General features: G+C 64.3%; 16 protein-coding genes. 6 read left to right on the plus strand and 10 right to left on the minus strand.

Translation table 11 applies throughout. The features are described 5' to 3' along the window. Nucleotide 1 precedes the first annotated feature (1 nt). The 9 genes from FFS60_RS04255 to glnE all read right to left on the minus strand — a co-directional run bounded on the left by FFS60_RS04255 (nt 2) and on the right by glnE (nt 10973). On the minus strand, nt 2–1459 hold the full coding sequence (locus FFS60_RS04255) for a lipopolysaccharide kinase InaA family protein (RefSeq protein ID WP_137821228.1): 1458 nt from the start codon (nt 1457–1459) through the stop codon (nt 2–4). Further along, a complete protein-coding gene (locus FFS60_RS04260) occupies nt 1456–2211 on the minus strand; it encodes a lipopolysaccharide kinase InaA family protein (RefSeq protein WP_137821229.1) in 756 nt (251 codons plus the stop codon). Before FFS60_RS04260 ends, FFS60_RS04255 begins: the two co-directional genes overlap by 4 nt. Next, nucleotides 2208–2945: a lipopolysaccharide kinase InaA family protein gene (locus FFS60_RS04265; RefSeq protein WP_137821230.1), complete on the minus strand. Its 738-nt coding sequence runs from the start codon at nt 2943–2945 to the stop codon at nt 2208–2210. The genes FFS60_RS04260 and FFS60_RS04265 overlap by 4 nt, the downstream gene beginning before the upstream one ends. After that, complete coding sequence (gene rfaP / locus FFS60_RS04270; RefSeq protein WP_137821231.1) at nt 2942–3757, minus strand: lipopolysaccharide core heptose(I) kinase RfaP; 816 nt, start codon at nt 3755–3757, stop codon at nt 2942–2944. The genes FFS60_RS04265 and rfaP overlap by 4 nt, the downstream gene beginning before the upstream one ends. Then, entirely contained in the window at nt 3754–4875 is a 1122-nt protein-coding gene (locus FFS60_RS04275; protein WP_137821232.1) for a glycosyltransferase family 4 protein, read from the minus strand. Before FFS60_RS04275 ends, rfaP begins: the two co-directional genes overlap by 4 nt. After that, entirely contained in the window at nt 4875–5936 is a 1062-nt protein-coding gene (gene waaC / locus FFS60_RS04280) for a lipopolysaccharide heptosyltransferase I (protein WP_137821233.1), read from the minus strand. The genes FFS60_RS04275 and waaC overlap by 1 nt, the downstream gene beginning before the upstream one ends. Next, the gene (waaF, locus tag FFS60_RS04285) at nt 5937–6980 is read right to left on the minus strand and encodes a lipopolysaccharide heptosyltransferase II (RefSeq protein WP_137821234.1); all 1044 of its coding nucleotides are present in this window, start codon (nt 6978–6980) and stop codon (nt 5937–5939) included. A 93-nt stretch (nt 6981–7073) separates the two neighbouring features. Further along, a complete protein-coding gene (locus tag FFS60_RS04290; RefSeq protein ID WP_028630594.1) occupies nt 7074–7997 on the minus strand; it encodes a branched-chain amino acid transaminase in 924 nt (307 codons plus the stop codon). A gap of 42 nt (nt 7998–8039) precedes the next feature. Continuing rightward, complete coding sequence (gene glnE, locus FFS60_RS04295) at nt 8040–10973, minus strand: bifunctional [glutamate--ammonia ligase]-adenylyl-L-tyrosine phosphorylase/[glutamate--ammonia-ligase] adenylyltransferase (protein WP_137821235.1); 2934 nt, start codon at nt 10971–10973, stop codon at nt 8040–8042. Nucleotides 10974–11253: 280 nt separating this feature from the next. On the opposite strand from glnE, the gene aceE reads away from it, so the two are divergent. From aceE to FFS60_RS04320, 5 genes are all read left to right on the plus strand, one after another. After that, nucleotides 11254–13899: a pyruvate dehydrogenase (acetyl-transferring), homodimeric type gene (gene aceE / locus FFS60_RS04300; protein WP_028630592.1), complete on the plus strand. Its 2646-nt coding sequence runs from the start codon at nt 11254–11256 to the stop codon at nt 13897–13899. 11 nt (nt 13900–13910) lie between these two features. Beyond that, nucleotides 13911–15884 carry a dihydrolipoyllysine-residue acetyltransferase gene (aceF, locus tag FFS60_RS04305; RefSeq protein WP_137821236.1) on the plus strand — a complete coding sequence of 658 codons (1974 nt, stop codon included), beginning with the start codon at nt 13911–13913 and terminating at the stop codon, nt 15882–15884. Between the two features lie 257 nt (nt 15885–16141). After that, the gene (locus FFS60_RS04310; protein ID WP_137821237.1) at nt 16142–18838 is read left to right on the plus strand and encodes an EAL domain-containing protein; all 2697 of its coding nucleotides are present in this window, start codon (nt 16142–16144) and stop codon (nt 18836–18838) included. Nucleotides 18839–18908: 70 nt separating this feature from the next. Beyond that, nucleotides 18909–19556 carry a peptide-methionine (S)-S-oxide reductase MsrA gene (msrA, locus tag FFS60_RS04315; protein ID WP_137821238.1) on the plus strand — a complete coding sequence of 216 codons (648 nt, stop codon included), beginning with the start codon at nt 18909–18911 and terminating at the stop codon, nt 19554–19556. Nucleotides 19557–19623: 67 nt separating this feature from the next. Continuing rightward, nucleotides 19624–20874: an HD-GYP domain-containing protein gene (locus tag FFS60_RS04320; protein WP_137821239.1), complete on the plus strand. Its 1251-nt coding sequence runs from the start codon at nt 19624–19626 to the stop codon at nt 20872–20874. Here the strand turns inward: FFS60_RS04320 and FFS60_RS04325 are convergent, their stop codons facing one another. Beyond that, nucleotides 20875–21714 (minus strand): 23S rRNA (adenine(2030)-N(6))-methyltransferase RlmJ, encoded by an 840-nt coding sequence (locus tag FFS60_RS04325; RefSeq protein ID WP_137821240.1) that lies wholly within the window; start codon nt 21712–21714, stop codon nt 20875–20877. Nucleotides 21715–21850: 136 nt separating this feature from the next. Here FFS60_RS04325 and FFS60_RS04330 point away from each other — a divergent pair, with 136 nt between their 5' ends. Continuing rightward, nucleotides 21851–23653: an acyl-CoA dehydrogenase gene (locus tag FFS60_RS04330; protein WP_137821241.1), complete on the plus strand. Its 1803-nt coding sequence runs from the start codon at nt 21851–21853 to the stop codon at nt 23651–23653. The last annotated feature ends 174 nt before the right edge of the window (nt 23654–23827 follow it).

Raw genomic sequence — 23827 nt, forward strand, 5'->3', positions numbered from 1 at the left:
GTTAGCCTCTTTCAGGGCAGGTGCCTGGCACCTGCGGTAATCGTTTATCCAGTAGCTGGTGCAGCGCCGATTCGGCCGGCCAGTTCCGCAGGAAGCGCGCGCGGTCGCGAGCATAGGCCCGGGCGAAGCTGCGCTCGCTGCGATGCTGGTACACGGCATCGAGATCGATCAGGGTCCAGCGGCCGTCCTGCCAGAACAGGTTGTAGCCCTTGAAGTCGCCGTGACTGATGCGCTCGCGGATAAGCGCAGCGAACAATCGGTCGAGAGCTTGCAACTCGACTTCCGGCAGAGCACCAGCCCCATCAGGATTGTCCAGATAGGGTCGAAAACGGGCGATTATATCTTGCCCGGAGAGATATTCGGTAATCAGGTAGGCCCGGCCGCGCATCCAGAGAAACCGCCGTTCGAGCACGGCCAGCGGACGTGGCGTGGCGATGCCAAGGAACTCCAGACGGTTGCCCTCGCGCCAGCTGTGCCAGGCGCGACTCGGGCGCCAGAAGCGCGTCAACCAGTGCAGCAGGCCCTTGATGTTGTAACGCTTGACCAGCAGTTTGCGTCCGTCGATCTGGACTTCCGCTACCGTGGCGGTAGCCCCTTGCTTCAGCGAGCGACCCTGCTCAAGCGCTGCGTCCGGCGCCTGCAGCAGCCTTTCGAGCCCTGCTTCCGCCTCGCGACGGACCGCGCGCAGGCCGAATGCGCCGCGAACGACACTGAACAGGCTGCAATCGCGAGCGATCTTTTTCATGTAGTCAGCCAGGCGCCAGCGTCGCACCCGGGCGATTTCTTTCTCCAGGGCCTCCAGCGGCAAGGCATGCTCGCCGTTGACCAGCAGGTAGTGCACCAGCAGCTCTTCCAGGAAGGGGTCCAGCTCCGCCGGCAATTGGGCAAAGAAGATGCCCAGGTTGGCCAGGACCTTGTCCCTCGGCAGAGGATTGCCGGGGTTTTCAGCGCGGATGCCGCCGCCGTCGATCACGTGCAGCTTGTTGTCCTGTCGCAACAGGTTGTCCAGGTGCAGGTCTTCCTGGACGAGCCCGACCAGGTGCAGTCGGGCAATGACTCCGAGCGCCTCGCCCAACACGGCTTGCTGACCGTCGGACAACGGGGCATCGCGCTCCACCTGGCGCCAGGCATCCCAGAGGCTTTCCGCTGATTCCAGATACTCGAACAGCAACCAGCCACCCTGCCCTGGCTGCTGCCCTTCATTCAGAAGCGCCGGGGAATCGATGCCCTGTTCATGCAGGGCGCGCGCGCCCGCCAGCTCGCGCTGGAAATGCCGCTCGGCCTTGGCGCCGACCAGCAGCTTGGCCAGCACCTTGCGGCCCTGCCACATCGCCACGCCCACGTAACGCTGCCCGGGCAGAACCCGCAGCAGGCTCTGCAGCTCCAGGCCGCCAGCGACATCAAGGCGAATGGGAAGCTGCGGGGTTCTCCCCGCACGGGCCAGGTCAGCCAGAGTCATTGAGCGCGTTCCTTGTCACGCCGGCGACTGGCGAGGCGTGCCAGCCAGTCATTCACGTCCGCCGAATCCTGCCCGCGCTCCAGGTAGCCAGACAGCAGTTCGCGTACCTCGACTTCGCCCCAGGCATCAGCCCGGCGCACCAGGGCCTCCAGGTCCTTGACCCGGTCGCGGCGCCCCAGCAGCAAGGGCCGGGTCTTTTCCAGGTCGATCAGACAAGCCTCGAATCCGGCCTGGGTCTCCCGCAGGAATACGTGCTTGGGATAGAAGCAACCGTGCACCTGGCCGGCGCCATGGAGGCGCCGCGCCAGATCCGCCACCGCGACGATGATCGCCAAGCGCTTCCCGGCGGCCATTGCGGGCCACGCATCCAGCCAACCGGCAAGCTCGCGCCAACCATCCAGGGCACGAGTCAGCAGGATGGCGCGACGCTCGCCCTCAACCAGGCGGTAGCCGAAGAAGGCCGCCTGCAGAGCCGGAACGCCCAGTTTCTGGTAGCGGCAAATGTTGCGGAACTCGCGAGCGAAGGTGGGCTCGCCAAAAGGTCGCAGCAGGTTGCGGCTAAGGAAGTTGCTCTGTCGCTTGAGGTAGTAGGTGGCCTCACCCAGGTCCAGGCGGAACACACTGCTCCAGCCACCACGACCGGTGTTGGGCTCATCGACCGCCTCCAGGCGCAAGGCCCAGAGCGATTCGAAACTGTCCAGGCCGTGGCGGGCGAGAATCTCGCGATCCGCCGCGGCGATGAAGTCGCTCATTCGCGCCCCTCGAAGAACTTGAGGATCTTCCGCACTTGGCGCTTGTCGCGGCTACGCAGGCGCGATTGATCCCGGTATTGCAGGTAGAAGCGCAGGCGCTGGCTGCGACTGAGGTGGTACTTGGCCACCTTGTCCAGGCAGGCCAGGTCCTTGATCACCCGATAGCGCAGGAAGGGTCCCCACCAGAACGTGCCGGTTGGGCAGTCGATCAGGAACAGCTCGCCAGCTTCGTCCACCAGCAGGTTGCGCCACTTCAGGTCGTTATGGGCGAAGCCGTGCCGATGCAGGCTTCGGGTGGCCTTCGCCAATTGCCGGCTGACGCGGTCGACCCAGCGCGGATCGCTCAGGCGCGGATCGCCCTGCTTGGCCATTTCCGCCATGTCGACCGTGCCTTCGAGTTCCCGGGTGATCAGCGCACCACGATGGAAGGCGCCGGCACGACGTTCCTGCCCCCACCCCACCACAGGCGCAGTGGGAATGCCCCATTTGGTGAAGCGCTTGAGGTTCTGCCATTCGGCCTTGACTCGCGGCCGACCGAACCAGCGACGCAAGCCTTTGCCCGCGGCCCAGTAGCGTTTGACGTAGTAGCGCACGCCACGGTGTTCCACCCGCAGCACCTCGGACAGCGGGTCGCCGGTGATCCAATCACCTTCCACGGCAAATACCTTGTCGAGGTCACCGAACAGCTCTGCGACCTCAGTCTCCAGCCCCTCGGCCAGTTTCCATTGGCTCACGCCTCTCCTCCCCCGGCGTACTTGCGCTCATAGCGCGAGAGCAGGCGCTCGGCCTTCTGCTCGAGCCAGGCCAGCAGACCGATTTCATCCCTCAGGACCTGGCGCAGAGGCTGGCGGAAGTAGGCCTTGAGGAAGCGCAGCTTGTCACGCCGGGTCAGGCCGATGTTCAGCGCCGAGAAGTAGAGTCCGGCCAGGTCCTTGTCGCGCCAGCGCCTGGGAGTTGCGGCACGGGTTTGCGCACGATGCAGGTCAATCAGCGACAGTTTGAAGTCGTCGGCGGTCACCGGTCGTGCCGTGTGCAGCAGGAAGTGGCAGATATAGCAGTCGCGATGATTGACCCCGGCCCGGTGCATCGTGCCGGTCATGCGCGCCACTTCCTCGATCAGCGCCCACTTCAGCCGTACCGGCGGCGGATTGCTTGGCCAATCGACACAGAAGTCTTCGAGGCTGACCGTGGGTGCCAACTCTTCCGTGACAATGAAGGAGTGCTGGCTCGCCGGATTGCTGCCGCGCTCGCCAAATGCAACGGCGGTCATGGTCGGTACACCGGCCTCGTGCAGGCGCTGGATGGCCGTCCATTCCTGGCCAGCGCCCAGCACGGGCGCCTTCGCAGTGATCAGGTTCTTGAGAATCTCACCCCAGCCGATGCCGCGATGGATCTTGACGAAGTAGCCGCTGCCGGCCACTTCGGTGCGCAGGGTGCGACGACCTTCCAGCTCTCGATAGACCTGTCCCTGGAGCGCTTCCACTTCGACGAAGGCATCACGCCCGGCCCAGAGGTGCTCGAAAGGTGGCTTCAGGACAAGCTTCATGGGCGCTCCGCGAGAATCACATCCGCTGCGTGCTGCGGCATGCTGTAAAGGTCGGCGCTGTCGGCAAAGGCCAGGCCGTTGGCGCTCCAGCGCGCGCGGGCCGCCGAGTCGGCGAGCATCTCGACAAGCGTGCGATTGAGGCCGTCCTGCTCGAAGGGGCTGGGCAGCACGCGGCCGCTGTCCGCCTCGGCGATGTAGTGGGCGTAGCCGCAGACGTCGGTGACCAGCACGGGCAGTCCTGCAACCAGCGCCTCCAGCAATACAGTGCCGGTGTTCTCGTTGTAGGCCGGGTGGATCAGCAGGTCGGCACCCAGCAGGAAGCGCGGGATATCGCTGCGCCCCTTGAGGATGTCCACCTGGTCGGAAATGCCCAGGGTCTTCATCTGCAGCAGGAAAGGCTTGGGATCGTCCTGGCCGATAACGATCAGGCGAGTGCGCTTGCGCAGTTCACGCGGCAGCGCGGCCACGGCCTTGAGACTGCGATCCAGGCCCTTGGTCTTGAAGCCGGAACCGATCTGCACCAGCAACAGATCGTCATCGCTCAGCTTGAACTCACGGCGGAACTCAGCGCGGATGTCCGAGGCGTTGGCCGGTGCGCGGCGATCGGCGGCAATACCCGGCGGCAGCAGGTGGAAGCGTTTGGCCGGCGTGGCGTAGTGCTTGACGAAGAGCGGCTGCTGCACCTCGGAGATCATCAGCACCTCGGTCTTCGATTCAGGGGCGAACACCGCGCGCTCATAGTCTGAGAAGTGTTTGTAGCGACCCCAGCGGCGGTAGAGACCATTGCGCAAGGTCTGCGCCTTGTCCTCGAAGCAAGGGTCAGCGGCGTAGTAGACATCCAGACCCGGCATCTTGTTGAAGCCGATTACCCGATCCACTGGGCGGCGCGCCAGGTCGGCCTCGACCCAGGCGGTGAACTTCTCGTTGCGCTTGTGGTTGAACAGCGCCTTGACGGGCGCAATCAGCACTTCGAAGCCTTCCGGGACGTCGCCCTCCCAGATCATGGTGTAGACGCGAATGGCATGACCGCGACGCTGGCACTCCAGGGCGATGCGCATGAAATCACGCTGCAGGCCACCGAAGGGGAAGTACTTGTAGAGCACGAATGCCAGTTGCATCAGTGGATATCCTCAGTCAGCAGAAGGGCTTCCAGCTGGGTCGCCACGCGCTGCGGATTCAGCCGGGTGAAACAAAGCGGCTGTTCACCTTCCAGATCGAACAGGCGGCGATCTTCCACCGTCGGCTTGTAGGCACAGACCTTCTTCAAGCAGGGCGCGCAGGGGAAGTCGCTACCCAAGTGGATCTGCGACCGCCCATAAGCGCCGGTGAAGCCCGGGTTGGTCGGGCCGTAAAGTGACAAGGTCGGCACATCCAGGGCGGCAGCCAGGTGGCCGAGGCCGGTATCCACCGCCACGCAGGCGCGGGCGCCGGCCACGACCTTGGCCATCCCCGCCAGGGATAACTTGGGGAGCACTGCAGCCTTTTCCAAGCCTTCGGCAATGCGTTCGGCACGTGCTTTTTCCGTCGGATTGCCCCAGGGCAGCCGCACGTGCCAGCCATGGTCGCAGGCGCGCTCGGTAAGTTCGCGCCAATACTTTTCCGGCCAGTGCTTGGTCTCCCACGTGGTGCCATGGAGGAACAGCAGGTAGGGCGCACCGCTCTGAGCGTCGGCCAGTTGGGCGCGATTCAGACCGTAGTTGCCAACCCCTTCAGGCACCCGATAGTCCAGTGCCTGGGCGAACAACTGGCGCACGCGCTCGACAGCGTGCTGTCCCCAGGCCACCGGATAGCGGCGATCATAGAAGTGGCTGGCCACCGGCTCGCGGGCCGAGTCACGATCAAGCCCCACTACCGGTGCCTTGGTGTAACGGGTCAGCAGGGCGCTCTTCAGCAAGCCTTGTGCGTCGATCACCAGGTCATAGCGGGTTTCCCGCAGACGGCGCTTGAAGCGACGCCATTCGCCGCTTCTCAGGGTCTGCCAGAGGTTCTTGCGCCAGCGGCGGATCGCCACCGGAATGACTTGCGCCACCGCCGGATGCCAGGCCGGAATCTCGGCAAACCCCTCTTCCACCACCCAGTCGAACTCGATGCCGGGAATCGCCCGCGCAGCATCGGTGAGCGCCGGCAAGGTATGAATGACATCGCCCAGGGAAGACGTCTTGATCAGCAGTACCCGCACTCAGCGACTCTCCACCAGCTCGAGCGGGTCCGGCACCAGGCGGTCCAGGGCTTCGATCACCGGGCGCGGTTTGAGCTCACGCAGGCAGTTGTAGTGGCCGAAGCGGCAAGTGCGCTCGAAGCAGGGGCTGCACTCCAGACCGAGGCGGACAATCTCCACCTGCTCGGCCAGGGGCGGGGTGAACTGCGGCGAGGTCGAACCGTAGACCGCCACCAGCGGTCGCGCCAAGGCAGCCGCCACGTGCATCAGCCCGGAGTCGTTGGACACCACTGCGCTGGCGCAGGACATCAGGTCGATGGCCTCGGCCAGGCTGGTTTCGCCGGCGAGGTTGACCGCTTCTTCGCGCAGGCCCGGGATAAGGCGCATGCGGATGTCTTCGCCCCCCGGGTGGTCGTTCTTCGAGCCGAACAACCAGACCTGCCAGCCGGCCCGGATCTTCAGTTCGGCCACCTTGGCGTAGTGCTCGGCGGGCCAACGCTTGGCCTCGCCGAACTCGGCACCCGGACAGAGCGCCAGCACGGGGCGATCCAGATCCAGGCCGAACTTGGCCCGGGCGGCGTCGCGGCTGGCCGGATCGATCCGCAGCGAAGGGCGTGGATAGGGCTTGGGCAGCTCGGCGCCCGGTTCGAAGGCCAGGGCCATGAAGCGCTCGATCATCAGCGGGTAGCGCTGCTTGTCGAGAACACGAATGTCATTCAGCAGGCCGTAGCGCATCTCGCCCTTCCAACCGGTGCGTTTGGGGATGCCGGCGAACCAGGGCACCAGCGCCGACTTCAGCGAGTTGGGCAGGAGAATTGCCTGATCGTACTGCCCCAGCAGGGACTTGCCGATCTTGCGGCGAGTGGCGATATCCAGCACGCCGTGGCCGACGGGGAAACTCAGCGCCTGGCGCACTTCCGGCATGCGCTCAAGGATGGGCCGGCTCCACTCGGGGGCCAGCACGTCGATCTCGCAGTCGGGATGGCGGGCCTTCAGGCACTGGAAGAGTGTCTGCGCCATCACCATGTCGCCGACCCAGGAGGGTCCTACGATCAGTATTTTCATAAGGGCAGCTTCAAGCCTCAAGCGACAAGCCGCAAGCTCCAAGCGGTGCGAACCACTTGCAGCTTGCGGCTTGCCGCGTGCAGCTTAGTCGGATTACTTGACCAGGGTGCGCCACTCGCCGTGGGCGGAAGTCTTGCCGGTCACCAGGTCGAAGTAGGCTTTCTGCAGCTTCTCGGTCACCGGACCACGGCGACCGATGCCGATCTTGCGGCCATCCACTTCGCGGATCGGGGTGACTTCGGCGGCGGTACCGGTGAAGAAGGCCTCGTCGGCGATGTACACCTCGTCACGGGTGATGCGCTTCTCCACGACCTTGATACCCAGCTCGCCAGCCAGGGTCAGGATGGTGCTGCGGGTAATGCCATTGAGGCAGGAGGTCACTTCCGGGGTGTACACCACGCCGTCCTTGACCAGGAAGATGTTCTCGCCCGAACCCTCGGCCACGTAGCCCTCCGGGTCCAGCAGCATGGCCTCGTCGGCGCCGCCGGAAATGGCCTCCTGCAGGGCCAGCATCGAGTTGATGTAGTTGCCGTTGGCCTTGGCGCGCGTCATGGAAATGTTGACGTGGTGGCGGGTATAGGAGCTGGTACGCACCTTGATGCCGTTGACCAGTGCTTCCTCGCCCATGTACGCGCCCCAGTGCCAGGCGGCGACGATCACATGCACCTTCAGACCGGTCGCGCGCAGGCCCATGCCCTCGCTGCCGAAGAACACCATCGGCCGCAAGTAGGCGCTTTCCAGGCCGTTCTCACGAACAGCGGCGCGCTGGGCTTCGTTGATTTCTTCCTTGGAGAAGGGAATCTCCATGTTGAAGATGTGAGCGGAGTCAAACAGTCGGTCGGTGTGAGCCTGCAGGCGGAAGATGGCAGTGCCGTCCGGAGTGTTGTAGGCGCGTACGCCTTCGAACACGCCCATGCCGTAATGCAGGGTGTGGGTCAGGACGTGAGTGGTTGCTTCGCGCCACGGCACCAGTTCGCCGTCATACCAGATCACGCCATCACGATCGGCCATCGACATATTGCCAGCTCCTCAAGAATTCGATTGGTTCAGCCAGCCGGGTCAGTTCAGACCCAGTTCACGCCAGATCCGCATCACGCCATGGCGCTCCGCGTGGAACTGGTCCCCGCTCACTATCCCGGGCTGCTTCTGCAAGGCCTGGCGGTGGGCCGCTGAACGGTAGGCTTTGTAGGCTTCCTGCAGCAGGCGCACTTCGTCGCCGGCCAGCAGGTTTGCCTGCTCCAGGCCATCCAGAATGCGGATGTTATCGGTGTAACGCACCAGTTCAGGGTGCTGTCGCGACCAGGCCAGGGCCGCATATTGCACCATAAATTCGATATCGACGATACCGCCGGCATCCTGCTTCAGATCGAAGGAGGCCGCGGCCTCGAAGGCATTCGACCCTGTGCCGGCAGCGGTTTCGCGGGTGCCAAGGTTGCCACGCATCTTGGCGCGCATCTCGCTCACCTCTGCGCGCAACCCGGGCAAATCGCGCTCGCGGCCGAGCACCGCCAGGCGCACCTGCTCGAAGGCGGTGGCGACCCGCGGCGAGCCCACCAGCACCCGCGCACGCACCAGCGCCTGGTGCTCCCAGGTCCAGGCTTCGTTCTCCTGGTAGCGCTGGAAGGCGCCCAGGGAACTGACCAGCAGGCCTGCAGCACCCGACGGACGCAGGCGCATGTCCACTTCGTACAGGGCTCCGGAGGTGGTCTGGGTGGTCAGCAAATGGATGATGCGCTGCCCCAGGCGAGTGAAGAACTGCGCGCCGTCGATGGGTTTGTCGCCATCTGTTTCGGCCTGGGGATCGCCATCGTGGATGAACACCAGGTCCAGGTCCGAGCCATGGCCGAACTCGAGGCCACCCACCTTGCCGTAGCCGACGATGACGAAGTCCGGATCGCAAAGACTACCGTCAGCGCGCTTGGGCGTGCCGTACTTGGCCACGGACTGGCGCCATGAAAGGGCCAGCACCTGATCGAGAATGGCCTCGGCCAGCCAGGTCAGGTAGTCACTGACCTTCATCAGCGGCAAGGTGCCTGCTATTTCCGAAGCCGCCACCCGCAGACTGTGGGCCAGCTTGAAGTGGCGCAGGGCCTCCATCTGCTGCTCCAGATCGTCTTCGGGGATCCGCGTCAGGCGCTCGCGCAGCTCGGCCGCCAGCTCCGGCGCCAGCGGCGGGCGATAGAGGCGGCCCTCATTGAGCAGTTCATCCAACAACAGCGGGAAGCGGGTGATCTGCTCGGCGATCCAGGGGCTGGCCGCACAGAGTTCGATCAAACGCTGCAGGGCGCCAGGGTTTTCGGTCAGCAGCACCAGGTAGGCGGAGCGGCGCGCCACCTTTTCCACCATGGGCAGCACCCGCTCCAGCACCAGGTCAGGCGTGCGATGCTCCACGGTCAGGCTCAGCAGGCGCGGTATGAACGCATCCAGACGCTCGCGTCCGAGACGCTGCATGGCACGCACCTGCGGGCCATTGCGCAGGTCGGTAAGGCGGCGCCAGGCTGCGACGGGCTCGGCGAAGCCGGCTTCGCCCAGCTGACGGCAAGCACTCTCCTCGTCCAGCGCCTCCTCCCAGAGCGGGAGCCATTCGCCACCGATGCAGCTTTCACCGTCGCCGCCCTCTTCGTCATCCGGATCGGCGATCACTTGCTGAAAGTGCCACTCGACACGCCCGCGCCAGTGCATCAGGCGCTCGTGGAAGCTCGTCCAGTCGTCAAAGCCCATGATGAAGGCAACACGCGCTCGATCCAGCTCACTGTCCGGCAGCATCTGCGTCTGGCGGTCGGCGATGGCCTGCAAGGCGTGCTCGGTGTAGCGGAGAAACTCGTAGCCTTCCTTCAATTCGGCAACCACCGGTGGCGGCAGGTAGCCCTGGCCCTCCAAGGTCTCCAGTACCGTCAGCAGCGGTCGCTGCTGCAGGCTGAGGTCGCGGCCGCCGTGAATCAGCTGGAAGGCCTGGGCGATGAACTCAACTTCGCGAATGCCTCCGGAGCCGAGCTTGACGTTCTCGGTCATGCCCTTGCGCCGCACCTCCTGCTGGATCAATTGCTTCATCGAGCGCAGCGCTTCGATGGCAGAAAAATCCAGGTAGCGGCGATAGACGAAGGGACGCAGCATCTGCAGCAGGTAGGCGCCGGCCGCCTGGTCGCCGCCCACCACCCGCGCCTTGATCATGGCGTAGCGTTCCCAGTCACGCCCCTGGTCCTGGTAGTACTGCTCCAACGCATTGAAGCTGAACACCAACGACCCGGATGAGCCGTAAGGACGCAGGCGCATATCCACACGGAAGACAAATCCGTCCACAGTGATGGCGTCCAGCGCCTTGATCAGCCGCTGGCCGAGGCGCGTGAAGAACTCCTGATTGTCCAGGGCGCGCTTGGCACCTTCAGTCTCACCGCCCTCGGGGTAGCCGAAGATCAGGTCGATGTCCGAGGACAGGTTCAATTCATGGGCCCCAAGCTTACCCATGCCCAGCACGACCAGATGCTGTGGAAGACCAGAGCGACGGCCGATGGGCGTGCCGAACTGGGCGCAATGGCGACTGTAAAGCCAGTGGTAAGCGAGGTCGATGCAGGCGTCTGCGAGGTCGGAGAGGTCGCGACAGGTTTCCGCAAGATCCGCCTGACGGGTCAGGTCGCGCCAGATAATGCGCAACTGCTGGCGGTGGCGGTAGCGGCGCAGCCGTCGCCCAAGGTCGTCTTCTTCCATGCAGTCTTCCAGCAGCTCCGCGACCTGGGCGCGCAACTCGCCGGGCGCCAGAGGCCGCTCCAGCTCACCGGAGGCAGCCAGCGCCAACAGCATGAGCGGGTCGCGCTGGGCCTGTTCGGCGACGAAATCACTGGCGGCACTGACTCGCACGAAGGCTTGCCGCCGTTCGTCGGGCCAGCTGTCAAAGTCCTGGGACTGATCAGCGAGGGCAGTGCGGAAGGCAGACAGCGCCCGATCGGCGCTGGGCTGGAGGGTGGCCGACAGGGCGGCCAGCGACGGCAAGCTCATGGTCTATCCTTTCTGGGCTGCGGGCCGAGGCTGGACCCGCAGCTGGCGCAGCGGTGGCGGAACAGCTCTAACTCGGGGCTTTCAGCCGACTGCGCCGCGCAGCCTGTAGTTTTACTACGAAAGATTGTATCCAGAGTGCTGAAACCTTCGTCGATTTGTAGTAAAACTACACGAGCCCGGCCCTACCCCCGGTAACAAGAATTTCGCCGCGACCGCCCCACAAGGCCGGCCGTGACCACTGGCATCCGATTCTGGAAGCCTTTCCGCCCTGGAGCAAGCCATGCAAGACCTCGATCCCGTCGAAACCCAGGAATGGCTGGATTCCCTGGAGTCCGTACTCGACAAAGAAGGCGAAGACCGCGCGCATTACCTGCTGACCCGCATGGGTGAGCTGGCCACCCGCAGCGGCACCCAACTGCCCTACGCCATTACCACGCCGTATCGCAACAGCATCCCGGTAACCCACGAAGCACGCATGCCTGGCGACCTGTTCATGGAACGCCGCATTCGCTCGATGGTGCGCTGGAACGCCCTTGCGATGGTGATGCGCACCAACCTGCACGACCCGGATCTGGGCGGTCACATTTCCAGCTTCGCTTCCTCGGCGACCCTCTACGACATCGGTTTCAACTACTTTTTCCAGGCTCCTACCGAGGAGCACGGCGGCGACCTGATCTTCTATCAGGGCCACGCATCCCCCGGCATCTATGCTCGCGCCTTCCTCGAAGGCCGCATCAGCGAAGAGCAGATGACCAACTTCCGCCAGGAAGTGGACGGCAAGGGCCTGTCCTCTTACCCGCACCCCTGGCTGATGCCGGACTTCTGGCAGTTCCCCACCGTATCCATGGGCCTCGGCCCGATTCAGGCCATCTACCAGGCCCGCTTCATGAAGTACCTGGAAAGCCGCGGCTTCATCCCCGCCGGCAAACAGAAGGTCTGGTGCTTCATGGGTGACGGCGAGTGCGACGAGCCGGAATCCCTTGGCGCCATCTCCCTGGCCGGCCGCGAGAAGCTGGACAACCTGATCTTCGTCATCAACTGCAACCTGCAGCGCCTCGACGGCCCGGTCCGCGGTAACGGCAAGATCATCCAGGAGCTGGAAGGCGTCTTCCGCGGCGCCCAGTGGAACGTGAACAAAGTGGTCTGGGGCCGGTTCTGGGACCCGCTGTTCGCCAAGGACACCAACGGCTCCCTGCAGCGCCGCATGGACGAAGTCGTCGACGGCGAGTACCAGAACTACAAGGCGAAGGACGGTGCTTACGTCCGCGAAAACTTCTTCAACTCGCCAGAGCTCAAGGACATGGTCAAGGACCTCTCCGACGACGAGATCTGGAAACTCAACCGTGGCGGCCACGATCCCTACAAGGTCTATGCGGCCTACCACCAGGCGGTCAACCACAAAGGCCAGCCCACGGTCATCCTGGCCAAGACCATCAAAGGCTACGGCACCGGTGCGGGCGAAGCGCAGAACACCGCGCACAACACCAAGAAAGTGGATGTCGAGAGCCTGAAGCAGTTCCGCGATCGCTTTGACATTCCGGTCAACGACAACGATCTGGAAAAACTGCCGTTCTACCGCCCGCAGGAAGGCAGCGCCGAGCACAAGTACCTGCACGAGCGTCGCGCCGCCCTGGGTGGCTATATGCCGCAGCGTCGCGCCAACAGCTTCAGCATCCCGACCCCGCCGCTGGAAACCCTCAAGGCCATCCTCGACGGTTCGGGCGATCGTGAAATCTCCACCACCATGTCCTTCGTGCGCATCCTGGCGCAGTTGGTGAAGGACAAGGAACTTGGCCAGCGCATCGTTCCGATCATCCCGGACGAAGCCCGTACCTTCGGTATGGAAGGCATGTTCCGCCAGTTGGGCATCTACTCCTCGGTCGGCCAGCTCTACGAGCCGGTGGATAAGGACCAGGTGATGTTCTACAAGGAGGACAAGAAGGGCCAGATCCTTGAAGAAGGCATCAACGAAGCAGGCGCCATGTCCTCCTTCATTGCGGCCGGTACCTCCTACAGCAACCACAACCAGCCGATGCTGCCGTTCTACATCTTCTATTCGATGTTCGGCTTCCAGCGTATTGGCGACCTGGCCTGGGCAGCCGGCGACAGCCGTGCTCGCGGCTTCCTGATCGGCGGCACCTCCGGCCGGACCACTCTGAACGGCGAAGGCCTGCAGCACGAAGATGGCCATAGCCATCTGATGGCGGCCACCATCCCGAACTGCCGCACCTACGACCCCACCTACGGCTACGAGCTGGCGGTGATCGTGCGTGAAGGCATCCGCCAGATGACCGAAGAGCAGCAAAACATCTTCTACTACATCACCGTGATGAACGAGGCCTACCAGCAGCCCGCGCTGCCGGCTGGAGCCGAAGAAGGCATCATCAAGGGCATGTACCTGCTGGAAGAAGACAAGAAGGACGCCGCGCACCACGTGCAGCTCCTGGGCTCGGGCACCATCCTGCGCGAAGTCCGCGAAGCGGCGAAGATCCTCCGCGACGAATTCAATGTCGGCGCTGACGTCTGGAGCGTCACCAGCTTCAACGAACTGCGCCGCGAAGGCCTGGCGGTCGAGCGTCACAACCGCCTGCATCCGGAACAGAAGCCGCGTCAGACCTACATCGAGCAGTGCCTGGCCGGCCGCAAGGGCCCGGTCGTGGCCTCCACCGACTATATGAAGCTGTTCGCCGACCAGATTCGTCAGTGGGTACCGAGCAAGGAATACAAGGTTCTCGGCACCGACGGTTTCGGCCGCAGCGACACCCGCAAGAAACTGCGCCACTTCTTCGAGGTTGACCGTTACTGGGTGGTCCTCGCGACCCTGGAAGCCCTGGCGGATCGCGGTGAGATCGAACCCAAGGTCGTGGCCGAGGCCATCGCCAAGTTCGGTATCGATCCTGAAAAACGTAACCCGCTGGACTGCTGAGGAGACGCATTGTGAGTGAACTGATTCGCGTACCCGACATCGGCAGCGGCGAAGGTGAAGTGATCGAGCTGTTCGTCAAGGTTGGCGACCGCATCGAAGCCGATCAGAGCCTGCTGACCCTGGAGTCTGATAAGGCCAGCATGGAGATTCCCGCGCCCAAGGCCGGTGTGATCAAGAGCCTGAAGGTGAAGCTGGGCGATCGCCTGAAAGAAGGCGACGAACTGCTGGAGCTGGAAGTCGAGGGTGCTGCAGCTGCAGCGCCCGCTCCGGCGGCGGCTCCGGCACCCAAGGCCGAAGAACAGCCCGCGGCCCCGGCGCCAGCTGCTGCCCCTGCGGCCGCCAGCTCCAGCGTGCAGGAAATCTTCGTCCCGGATATCGGCTCGGCCGGCACTGCCAAGGTCATCGAGGTTCTGGTCAAGGCCGGCGACACGGTGGCAGCCGAGCAGTCCCTGATCACCCTGGAGTCCGACAAGGCCAGCATGGAGATTCCCTCCCCTGCCGCCGGCGTGGTGGAGAGCGTCGAGGTCAAGCTGGATGCCGACGTCGGCACCGGCGACCTGATCCTCAAGCTGCGCGTAGCCGGAGCAGCACCGTCTGCAGCCCCGGCTCCGGCCCAGGCCGCTGCACCTGCCGCCGCACCGGCACCGGCTGCCACTCAAGCGCCTGCCCCGGCGGCAACCGCCTCGGTGCAGGACATCAAGGTTCCGGACATCGGCTCGGCCGGCAAGGCCAAGGTCATCGAAGTACTGGTCAAGGCCGGCGATACCGTCGAAGCCGAGCAATCGCTGATCACCCTGGAATCCGACAAGGCCAGCATGGAAATCCCCTCGCCGTCTGCCGGCGTGGTGGAAAGCGTCGAAGTGCAGCTGGACGCCGAAGTCGGCACCGGCGACCTGATCCTCAAGCTCAAGGTCGCGGGAGCTGCTCCGGCAGCGGCCGCAGAGCAACCGGTCCATCGCGTACCCGAGGGCGCCCATCCGGTCGCAGCCGCCGAGGTCACTGCTATTGCCTCGCTGGCCGCAGCGGCTGCAAGCACCACCGGCATTCCGGCCCGTTCCAGCGGCGCCAAGGTCCACGCAGGCCCGGCGGTTCGCCAACTGGCCCGCGAGTTCGGCGTCGAGCTGAGCGCAGTTCCGGCCACTGGCCCGCACGGTCGCGTCCTCAAGGAAGACGTGCAGGCCTACGTCAAGACGATGATGCAGAAGGCCAAGGAAGCTCCGGCCGCAGCCGCCGCTGCAACCGGTGGTGCCGGTATCCCGCCGATCCCGGCGGTGGACTTCAGCAAGTTCGGCGAAATCGAAGAAGTGGCCATGACCCGCCTGATGCAGGTCGGTGCTGCCAACCTGCATCGCAGCTGGCTCAACATCCCGCACGTGACCCAGTTCGATTCGGCCGATATCACCGAGCTGGAAGCCTTCAGGGTTGCCCAGAAGGCCGTGGCGGAAAAGGCCGGCGTCAAGCTGACCGTCCTGCCGCTCCTGCTCAAGGCCTGCGCCTACCTGCTCAAGGAGCTGCCGGATTTCAACAGCTCCCTGGCCCCCAGCGGCAAGGCGCTGATCCGCAAGAAGTACGTGCACATTGGCTTTGCCGTGGACACCCCGGACGGCCTGCTGGTACCGGTCATTCGCGACGTCGACCAGAAGAGCCTGCTGCAACTGGCCGCCGAAGCCGCCGAACTGGCGGAGAAAGCGCGCACCAAGAAGCTGTCCGCCGATGCCATGCAAGGCGCCTGCTTCACCATCTCCAGCCTCGGCCACATTGGCGGCACCGGTTTCACGCCGATCGTCAATGCGCCTGAAGTGGCGATCCTCGGTGTGTCCAAGGCCACCATGCAGCCGGTATGGGACGGCAAGGCCTTCCAGCCGCGCCTGATGCTGCCGCTGTCGCTTTCCTACGACCACCGCGTGATCAACGGCGCCGCTGCCGCGCGCTTCACCAAGCGTCTCGGCGACGTGCTGGCGGATATCCGCACCATGCTGCTGTAACCGTTTGCAATTCGCGAGCACGCCACGCTCGTACCTCAACCCCGCCCCCTGAGGCGGGGTTTTTTTTGACTGCTGGATGCCCTCCACCCTCACGGTGACTGCGCAGTCCCGCACAATTCCAACCGTCTTTTCTCCACTCGCGAAAAGCACGGTGCGGCGCGCTTGCCAGTGCCATCATCATGATGCACCCTTGCCCGATGCTTTGAAGAAGTAGGCCGGACCCTCTTCCGGTCAGAGAAGTGGAAGCCTAGCGCCCAATGAAGAGCCATCCCGATGCCGCCAGCCGTTTGGTGGCCGAGATAGTGACGCAACTGCCCGTCCCCTCGCGGCTGGGCCTGATGCGTTTCGAGCGGCTCAATGAGGCCAGCTGGGCGATGCTCTTTCTCGACCCCGCCTGCGAACGCACATTCGGCCTCCCGGCCAGCGAACTCTGCGCCCTGATTGACGCCCCTTACGCCAGCCTGATGGAACCGGAGGTCCGCTACCGGTTGCACGACGAGGTGCAACTTCAACTGGCCGCGCACCCGCATTACTCCATCCAGTACACCCTGCACACGCCCAAGGGCCCGCTGCTCCTGCAGGAAGTCGGCGAGCCTTTCCAGCAGCACGGGCGGCAGTTGCTGCGTGGCTACCTGTTGGTGGCCGGCGAGTCATCGGAACACCAGGAACGGCTGAAAAACCTCGATCTGGAGGCCCAGAACAGCCGGCTGCGCACCTCCCTGGAGCTCTACCAGCGTTCCCAGGACGACCATCTGCAGCACCTGGTGCGCTCCCGCGCCCAACAGAGCCTGATCGTCCGCCTGGCGCGACACCGTTACATGTCCAGCAACCCCGCCGAGGAAGCCGCACAGCTCATCACCCAGGCTGCCTGCGAAGCCTACGACGTGGCGCGCGCCGGCATCTGGATGCTCGAAGGCACCCAACTGGTAGCGGTCAGCCTGTTCCGCCGCGACCAGGACCACCATGTACACCCGCGCGCCATGGAGATGAGCCAGTTCCCGCATTACCTCGATGCCCTGCACAGCGGCCGTGCCATTGACGCCCACAATGCCCAGAGCGACCCGCGCACCAGCGAACTGGCCAAGGGTTACCTCAAGCCCCAGGGCATCAGCGCCATGCTCGACGCCAGCATCCGCATTGGTGGCGAAGTGGTCGGCGTGCTCTGCCTGGAACATACGGGCGCGCCACGCGTCTGGCAGACCGACGAGATCGCCTTCGCCGGCGAGCTGGCCGACCAGTTTGCCCAGGTGCTGGTGAACCAGCAGCGGCGCCACGCTACCAGCGCGCTGCACCTGTTCCAGCGTGCCGTCGAGCAAAGCGCCAGCGCCTTCATGCTGGTCGACCGCGACGGCCTGGTGGAGTACGTCAATCCCAGTTTCACCGCCATCACCCAGTACAGTGCCGATGAAGTGCACGGCCGCCGCCTGTCGGACCTGCCAGCCCTGGAAAACCTCAGTGAACTGCTGTTCGACACCGGCTCCGGCCTGGCGGCCTGCAACAGCTGGCAAGGCGAGTTCCGCAGCCGGCGCAAAAACCTCGAGCCCTACTGGGGCCAGCTGTCGATCTCAAAAGTATTTGGCGAGGACGGCGAGCTCACCCACTACATCGGCATCTACGAAGACGTCACCCAAAGCAAGCTGGCCCAGCAGCGCATCGAGAAACTGGCCTATACCGACAACCTCACCGGCCTCGGCAACCGTCCCTACTTCATCCGCACCCTCGAAGAGCGCTTCCAAAGCGACCGCGATACTCCGCTCTGCCTGCTGCTGGTGGACATCGACAACTTCAAGCGGATCAACGACAGCCTCGGCCACCAGACGGGGGACAAGTTGCTGGTAAGCCTGGCCCGACGCCTGCGCAATAGCCTGAGCCCTAACGGTATCCTGGCGCGCTTTGCCAGCAACGAGTTTGCCGTATTGCTGGACGGTGCCGACCTGGATAGCGGCCAACGCATCGCCGCCCAGGTCCTGCAAACCCTGGACAAGCCGTTGTTCGTCGACAACCAACTGATCAACGTCACGGGTTCCTTGGGGCTCGCCTGTGCGCCGCAGCACGGGCGCGACCCGCAGACCCTGATGAAGCACGCAGGCCTGGCACTGCACAAGGCCAAGGCCAACGGCAAGCACCAGCTGCAGCTGTTCACCGAGGCGCTGAATGCCGAGGCCAGCTACAAGCTATTCGTCGAGAACAACCTGCGCCGCGCCCTGGCACAGAACGAGCTGGAAGTCTTCTACCAACCCAAGCTCTGCCTGAAGACCGGCCAGTTGCTCGGCATGGAAGCGCTGCTGCGCTGGCACCACCCGGAAAAGGGCATGATCAGCCCGGATCAGTTCATCAGCGTGGCGGAAGAGACCGGCATGATCATCCCCATCGGCAAATGGGTGATTCGCGAAGCCTGCCGCATGAGCAAGCGCCTCAGCGCTGCCGGGCTGGGCGACCTGCAGGTGGCCATCAACCTGTCGCCCAAGCAGTTCAGCGACCCGGACCTGGTGGGCTCCATCGCTGCGATCCTCCATGAAGAGCAGCTACCGCCAAAGCATCTGGAGCTGGAGCTCACCGAAGGCCTGCTGCTGGAAGCCACCGAAGACACCCGGCACCAGCTCAACCATCTGAAAAACCTCGGCCTGACCCTGGCCATGGACGATTTCGGCACCGGTTACTCGTCGCTCAGCTACCTGAAGAAATTCCCCATCGACGTGATCAAGATCGATCGCAGCTTCATCAAGGACATCCCCGACAGCCAGGATGACAAGGAGATCACGTCTGCGGTGATCGCCATGGCTCACAAGCTCAAACTCAAGGTGGTCGCCGAAGGTATCGAGACGGCCGCCCAGCTCGGTTTCCTGCGCCGGCAGCACTGCGATGTGGGCCAGGGCTACCTGTTCGACAAACCGATCTCCGGCAAGCACCTGTTCGAGAACCTCGTCCGCTACCCCTGCCGCAAAGGCGTCTGAACAGTCGTTGAAAAACGACTGCACAATCGGGGTAACATCGGGATTCATTGCAATCCCGAGGAGACGGCTGATGGTCCTGCGTTCGCAAATACTCGCCCACAAACTCGAGCTGCCAAGCGCCGCCCAGGCCCTCCCCGGCCGCGAGACGCCCATGCCGGTGCCCGACAGCCACTACGTCAATGGTCGCCCGCTGCAAGGCCCCTTCCCCGCCGGCCTGCAAATGGTGCAATTCGGCCTGGGCTGTTTCTGGGGCGCTGAAAGGCGCTTTTGGCAACAGCCGGGGGTCTGGACCACGGCTGTTGGCTACGCGGGCGGCTTCACCCCGAACCCCACCTATGACGAAGTCTGCTCCGGCCTGACCGGGCACACCGAAGTGGTGCTGGTGGTGTTCGATCCGCGGGAAACCAGCTTCAACGAGCTGTTGAAGGCGTTCTGGGAAGCCCACAACCCGACCCAGGGCATGCGCCAGGGCAATGACGTTGGCACCCAGTACCGCTCCGCCATCTTCTGCTATGACGAAGCCCAACTGGCCGCCGCCCGTGCGAGTCAGGAGCGCTTCCAGGCCGAGCTGGAGAATTCCGGATTCGGCGCCATCACCACCGAAGTCCGAGAGGCGCCAGCCTTCTATTACGCCGAGGCCTATCACCAGCAGTACCTGGCGAAGAATCCCGGCGGCTACTGCGGCCTGGGCGGAACCGGGGTCTGCCTGCCCACCTGAAGTCGGGCAGGCGGGGTGGTTATTGAAGAGTTAGACTCAAGTGGCCAATCGCCACCCAGTCTCCGGTATGTCGCCCCAAATCTACTACATCCATCCCGACCAGCTCTGCATAGGCCTCTACATCCAGCTGGAGCTGGGCTGGCTGGAGCACGACTTCACCTTCAGCAACTTCAAGATCAAGGATGAAGGGCAGGTTCGCGCCCTGCAGGCGCTGGGCCTGCAGCGGCTGCGCTACGACCCCGCGCGCAGCGACTGCGAGCCCCTGCCCCTTGAAACGCCCGAAGTGCCGGCACCAGCCCCGCCGCAGGAAGACCCGGAGACTCGGGCGCGCCAGGCTCGAACCGAGAAGCTCCGCGAACTGCGGCAGCGGGTAGCCGAGGTGGACCGCCGGTTCCTTCAGGCCAGCCAGCAGGTCAAGAACCTCAACCAGATCCTGCGCAGCCGTCCGGAAGAAGCGATCCAGCATGCCGGTGCCATTGTCGGCGGGCTGGTGGAAACCCTGCTGGGAGAACCCGGTGTCGTGCTGCACAGCATTACCGGCAAGGGGGCCGAGGACAGCTATTACCACGCCCTGAATGTCACCGTGCTGGCGCTGCTGCTGGGCCGCCAACTCGGCCTTGATAGCGAGGCCTGCCACAGCCTGGGTCTCGGCGCCCTCCTGCATGACATCGGCAAGATGGAAGTCCCGAGCAAGGTACTGCTCAAGCCCGAGCCCCTGACCCGCGCCGAGCAACAGTTCCTGCAACTGCACACCGAATTCGGCCTGCGCATGGGCCAACGCCTGATGCTGGACGACGAAGTGCTACGCATCATCCACGAGCACCACGAGCATTGCGACGGCAGCGGCTATCCCCGCGGCCTGCGGGAGGCGGGCATCGGTCGGCTGAGCAAGCTGGTGGCCATCACCAACCAGTTCGACAACCTGTGCAACCCGCTCGACCCGCGAAACGCCCTCAGCCCCCATGAGGCCCTGGCGCTGATGTTCAAGCAGCAGCGTTCGCGCTTCGACGAGGTGGCCCTGAAGGCATTCATACGTGCCATGGGCGTCTACCCGCCCGGCAGCCTGGTGCAACTGGATGACGAGCGCTACGCCCTGGTACTGGGCATGAACCCGGGCCAGCCGCTGCGACCGACCCTGATCGTCCACGCCCCGGACGTGCCCAAACAGGAGGCGCTGATCCTCGACCTGGAACAGGAATCGCACCTGTCCATCGCCCGCAGCCTGCGGCCGGCGCAGTTACCGCTGGAGGTGCTGGAATACCTTAACCCGCGGCAACAACTGACCTACTACGTGGAACCTCGCCCCGGACGAAGCTGATCACTCAGCGATCAGCCAGTCCAGTTGCCAGCCACCCTTGCTTTGCGCCAGGCGCTCGGCGAGCCAGGGCAGGACCTGGCGCAGTTCGTCCTCGATGCCCCACGGCGGGTTGGCGATGACCAGGCCTGAACCGTTCAGCCCGGAATCCGCAGTGTCAGCCGAATGCACCCGCAGCTCTGCACGCAGCAGTTTGGGCGCGCCACTGGCCTGCAGCCCCTGGTAGAAGCGCTTGAGCTGGCGCTGGTCCTTGATCGGGTACCAGATGGCGACCACCGTCTGGCGCATGCGGCCGATGGCTTCCTTCAGGGCGGTGACACAGCGCTCCAGTTCGTCCGCCTTTTCGAAGGGCGGGTCGATGAGCATCAGCGCGCGCTTTTCCGCCACGGGCAGCAGCGCCCGCGCCAGGTGCCACCCTTCACCCAGGTGCACGGCGACTCGGCGGTCGCCGGCCATGTTGTCCCGCAACAGCTGGCCGTCTTCCGGATGCTTCTCGTTCAGTTGCAGGCGGTCCTGGGGGCGCGTCAGGCGCCGCGCCAATTCCGGTGAGCCGGGGTAATAACGCAGGCTGCCATCCGGGTTCAGTTCATGGATCACCTGCAGGTAGTCGGCCATCGGCGCCGGCAGGTCGGGCAGGTCCCAGAGGCGACCGATGCCCTCGCGCCATTCATCGGTGCGACTGGCCTGGTCCCCCAGCAAGTCATAGAGACCGACACCGGCATGGCTGTCGAGGTAGGCGAAGGGTGCCTCCTTGCGCGACAGCAGGGCGATCAGGCGGGCCAGGGTGAAGTGTTTGAGTACGTCGGCGTGGTTGCCGGCGTGGAAGGCATGGCGGTAGTTCATGGAGAGTCCTCGCGAGGCGCGCATTCTATCAGCCAGTGGCTCACCACGGCTTCACCCCCTTTATCACGCTCATGGATGTTGCTAGGCGCCCTTCATTCACCGATCTAGACTCAGGCGATCCCACCGGAGAGCCACCATGTCCGAGACCCTGCTCAGTTCCCGTAACCTGGCTTTCGAACTCTACGAAGTGCTGGACGCCGAAGCCCTGACCCAGCGCGAGCGATTCGCCGACCACAACCGCGAAACCTTTGATGCCGCCCTGGGCACTGCCCGCAGCATCGCCGAGAAGTTCTTCGCTCCGCACAACCGCAAGGGCGACGAACAGGAGCCGGAGTACGTCAATGGCGCCGCCACCCTGATCCCGGAAGTGAAGCCGGCGGTCGACGCCTTCCTCGAAGCCGGATTCCTCAACGCCACCCGCAGCTTCGAACAAGGCGGCATGCAGTTGCCGACCTTGCTGTCCCAGGCCTGCTTCGCGCACTTCCAGGCGGCCAACGTCGGCAGCTCGGCGTACCCGTTCCTGACCATGGGCGCGGCCAACCTGATCGAGAGCTTCGGCAGCGACGAGCAGAAACAGCGGTTCCTGCAACCGATGATCGACGGCCGCTTCTTCGGCACCATGGCCCTGACCGAACCCCATGCCGGCTCGTCCCTCTCGGACATCCGTACCCGAGCCGAACCGGCTGCCGATGGCACCTACCGCATCAAGGGCAACAAGATCTTCATCTCCGGTGGCGACCACCCGCTGGCGGACAACATCGTGCACATGGTCCTGGCCAAGCTGCCGGACGCCCCGCCTGGCGTGAAGGGCATCTCCCTGTTCATCGTGCCCAAGTTCCTGGTCAACGACGACGGCTCCCTCGGCAAGCGCAACGACGTGATCCTGGCCGGCCTGTTCCACAAGATGGGTTACCGCGGCACCACGTCTACCGCGCTTAACTTCGGCGATAACGGTGAATGCGTCGGCTATCTGGTGGGCAAGCCCCACGCCGGGCTGTCCTACATGTTCCAGATGATGAACGAGGCACGCATCGGCGTTGGGATGGGCGCGGTGATGCTCGGCTACGCCGGCTACCTCTATTCCCTCGAATACGCCCGCGAGCGCCCGCAGGGTCGTCTACCAGACGGCAAGGACCCAACCTCGCCCCAGGTCTCGATCATCCAGCACGCCGACGTGCGCCGCATGCTGCTGACCCAGAAAGCCTATGTGGAAGGCGCCTTCGACCTCGGCCTGTACTCGGCACGCCTGTTCGACGACACCCAGACGCTGGCCACCGAGGAAGAGCGCCAGCAGGCCCACGAGCTGCTCGACCTGCTCACCCCGATCGTCAAATCCTGGCCTTCGGAGTTCTGCCTCAAGGCCAACGAGCTGGCGATCCAGATACTCGGCGGCCATGGTTACACCCGCGAATACCCGGTGGAGCAGTACTACCGCGACAACCGCTTGAACCCGATCCATGAAGGCACCCACGGTATCCAGTCCCTCGACCTGCTGGGTCGCAAGCTGGCGCAGAACAAGGGGGCCGGCCTCAAGCAACTGACCCGGCTGATCCAGGGTTGCTGCGAGCGCGCCGCCGAATACGAGTCGCTGACCGCCCTGCGCCAACCGCTGGAGCACCTGCTGGCACGCCTCTCCAATGTCACCCTGGCGCTGCTCGGCGACCTGATGCAGGGCAAGGTCAACCAGGCCATGGCCAATTCGGCGCTGTACCTGAAGGTGTTCGGCCATACGGTGATCGGCTGGCGCTGGCTGGAACAGGCCATCCGCGCCGAACAGGGACTGGCCCGTGGCAATACGGCAGACGCCGACTTCTACCAGGGCAAGCTGCAGGCCGCACGTTACTTCCTCACCTGGGAAGTGCCCGGCTGCCACCACGAGCTGACACTACTCGAAGCCCGCGACGACACCTGCCTGGCAATGCAAGACAACTGGTTCTGACCCTTTTTCAGGGTATTTCACGCCCCGCGCACATGCGGGGCTTTTTTATGCCCGCTCGCTGAGACAGGCCACGCCCGGGGAACCGCCGTTCCAGCCGCTGGCAAGAACCCTGCATGAAATCTTGCAGGGGCTTGCCACCGGCAGGTTAGAATTCCTCGGCATGCGCCCCCTGCA

The organism is Pseudomonas sp. D(2018), assembly GCF_005502555.1.
Lineage (GTDB): Bacteria > Pseudomonadota > Gammaproteobacteria > Pseudomonadales > Pseudomonadaceae > Metapseudomonas > Metapseudomonas resinovorans.

Bases quoted from the DNA above. Each gene is read 5' to 3' on its own strand.
- FFS60_RS04260 (WP_137821229.1), bottom strand. From the start codon at position 2,211: ATGAGCGACTTCATCGCCGCGGCGGATCGCGAGATTCTCGCCCGCCAC.
- FFS60_RS04255 (WP_137821228.1), bottom strand. From the start codon at position 1,459: ATGACTCTGGCTGACCTGGCCCGTGCGGGGAGAACCCCGCAGCTTCCC.
- msrA (WP_137821238.1), top strand. From the start codon at position 18,909: ATGGTCCTGCGTTCGCAAATACTCGCCCACAAACTCGAGCTGCCAAGC.
- FFS60_RS04325 (WP_137821240.1), bottom strand. From the start codon at position 21,714: ATGAACTACCGCCATGCCTTCCACGCCGGCAACCACGCCGACGTACTC.
- glnE (WP_137821235.1), bottom strand. From the start codon at position 10,973: ATGAGCTTGCCGTCGCTGGCCGCCCTGTCGGCCACCCTCCAGCCCAGC.
- FFS60_RS04310 (WP_137821237.1), top strand. From the start codon at position 16,142: ATGAAGAGCCATCCCGATGCCGCCAGCCGTTTGGTGGCCGAGATAGTG.
- FFS60_RS04290 (WP_028630594.1), bottom strand. From the start codon at position 7,997: ATGTCGATGGCCGATCGTGATGGCGTGATCTGGTATGACGGCGAACTG.
- aceE (WP_028630592.1), top strand. From the start codon at position 11,254: ATGCAAGACCTCGATCCCGTCGAAACCCAGGAATGGCTGGATTCCCTG.
- rfaP (WP_137821231.1), bottom strand. From the start codon at position 3,757: ATGAAGCTTGTCCTGAAGCCACCTTTCGAGCACCTCTGGGCCGGGCGT.
- FFS60_RS04275 (WP_137821232.1), bottom strand. From the start codon at position 4,875: ATGCAACTGGCATTCGTGCTCTACAAGTACTTCCCCTTCGGTGGCCTG.
- waaF (WP_137821234.1), bottom strand. From the start codon at position 6,980: ATGAAAATACTGATCGTAGGACCCTCCTGGGTCGGCGACATGGTGATG.
- FFS60_RS04320 (WP_137821239.1), top strand. From the start codon at position 19,624: ATGTCGCCCCAAATCTACTACATCCATCCCGACCAGCTCTGCATAGGC.
- FFS60_RS04330 (WP_137821241.1), top strand. From the start codon at position 21,851: ATGTCCGAGACCCTGCTCAGTTCCCGTAACCTGGCTTTCGAACTCTAC.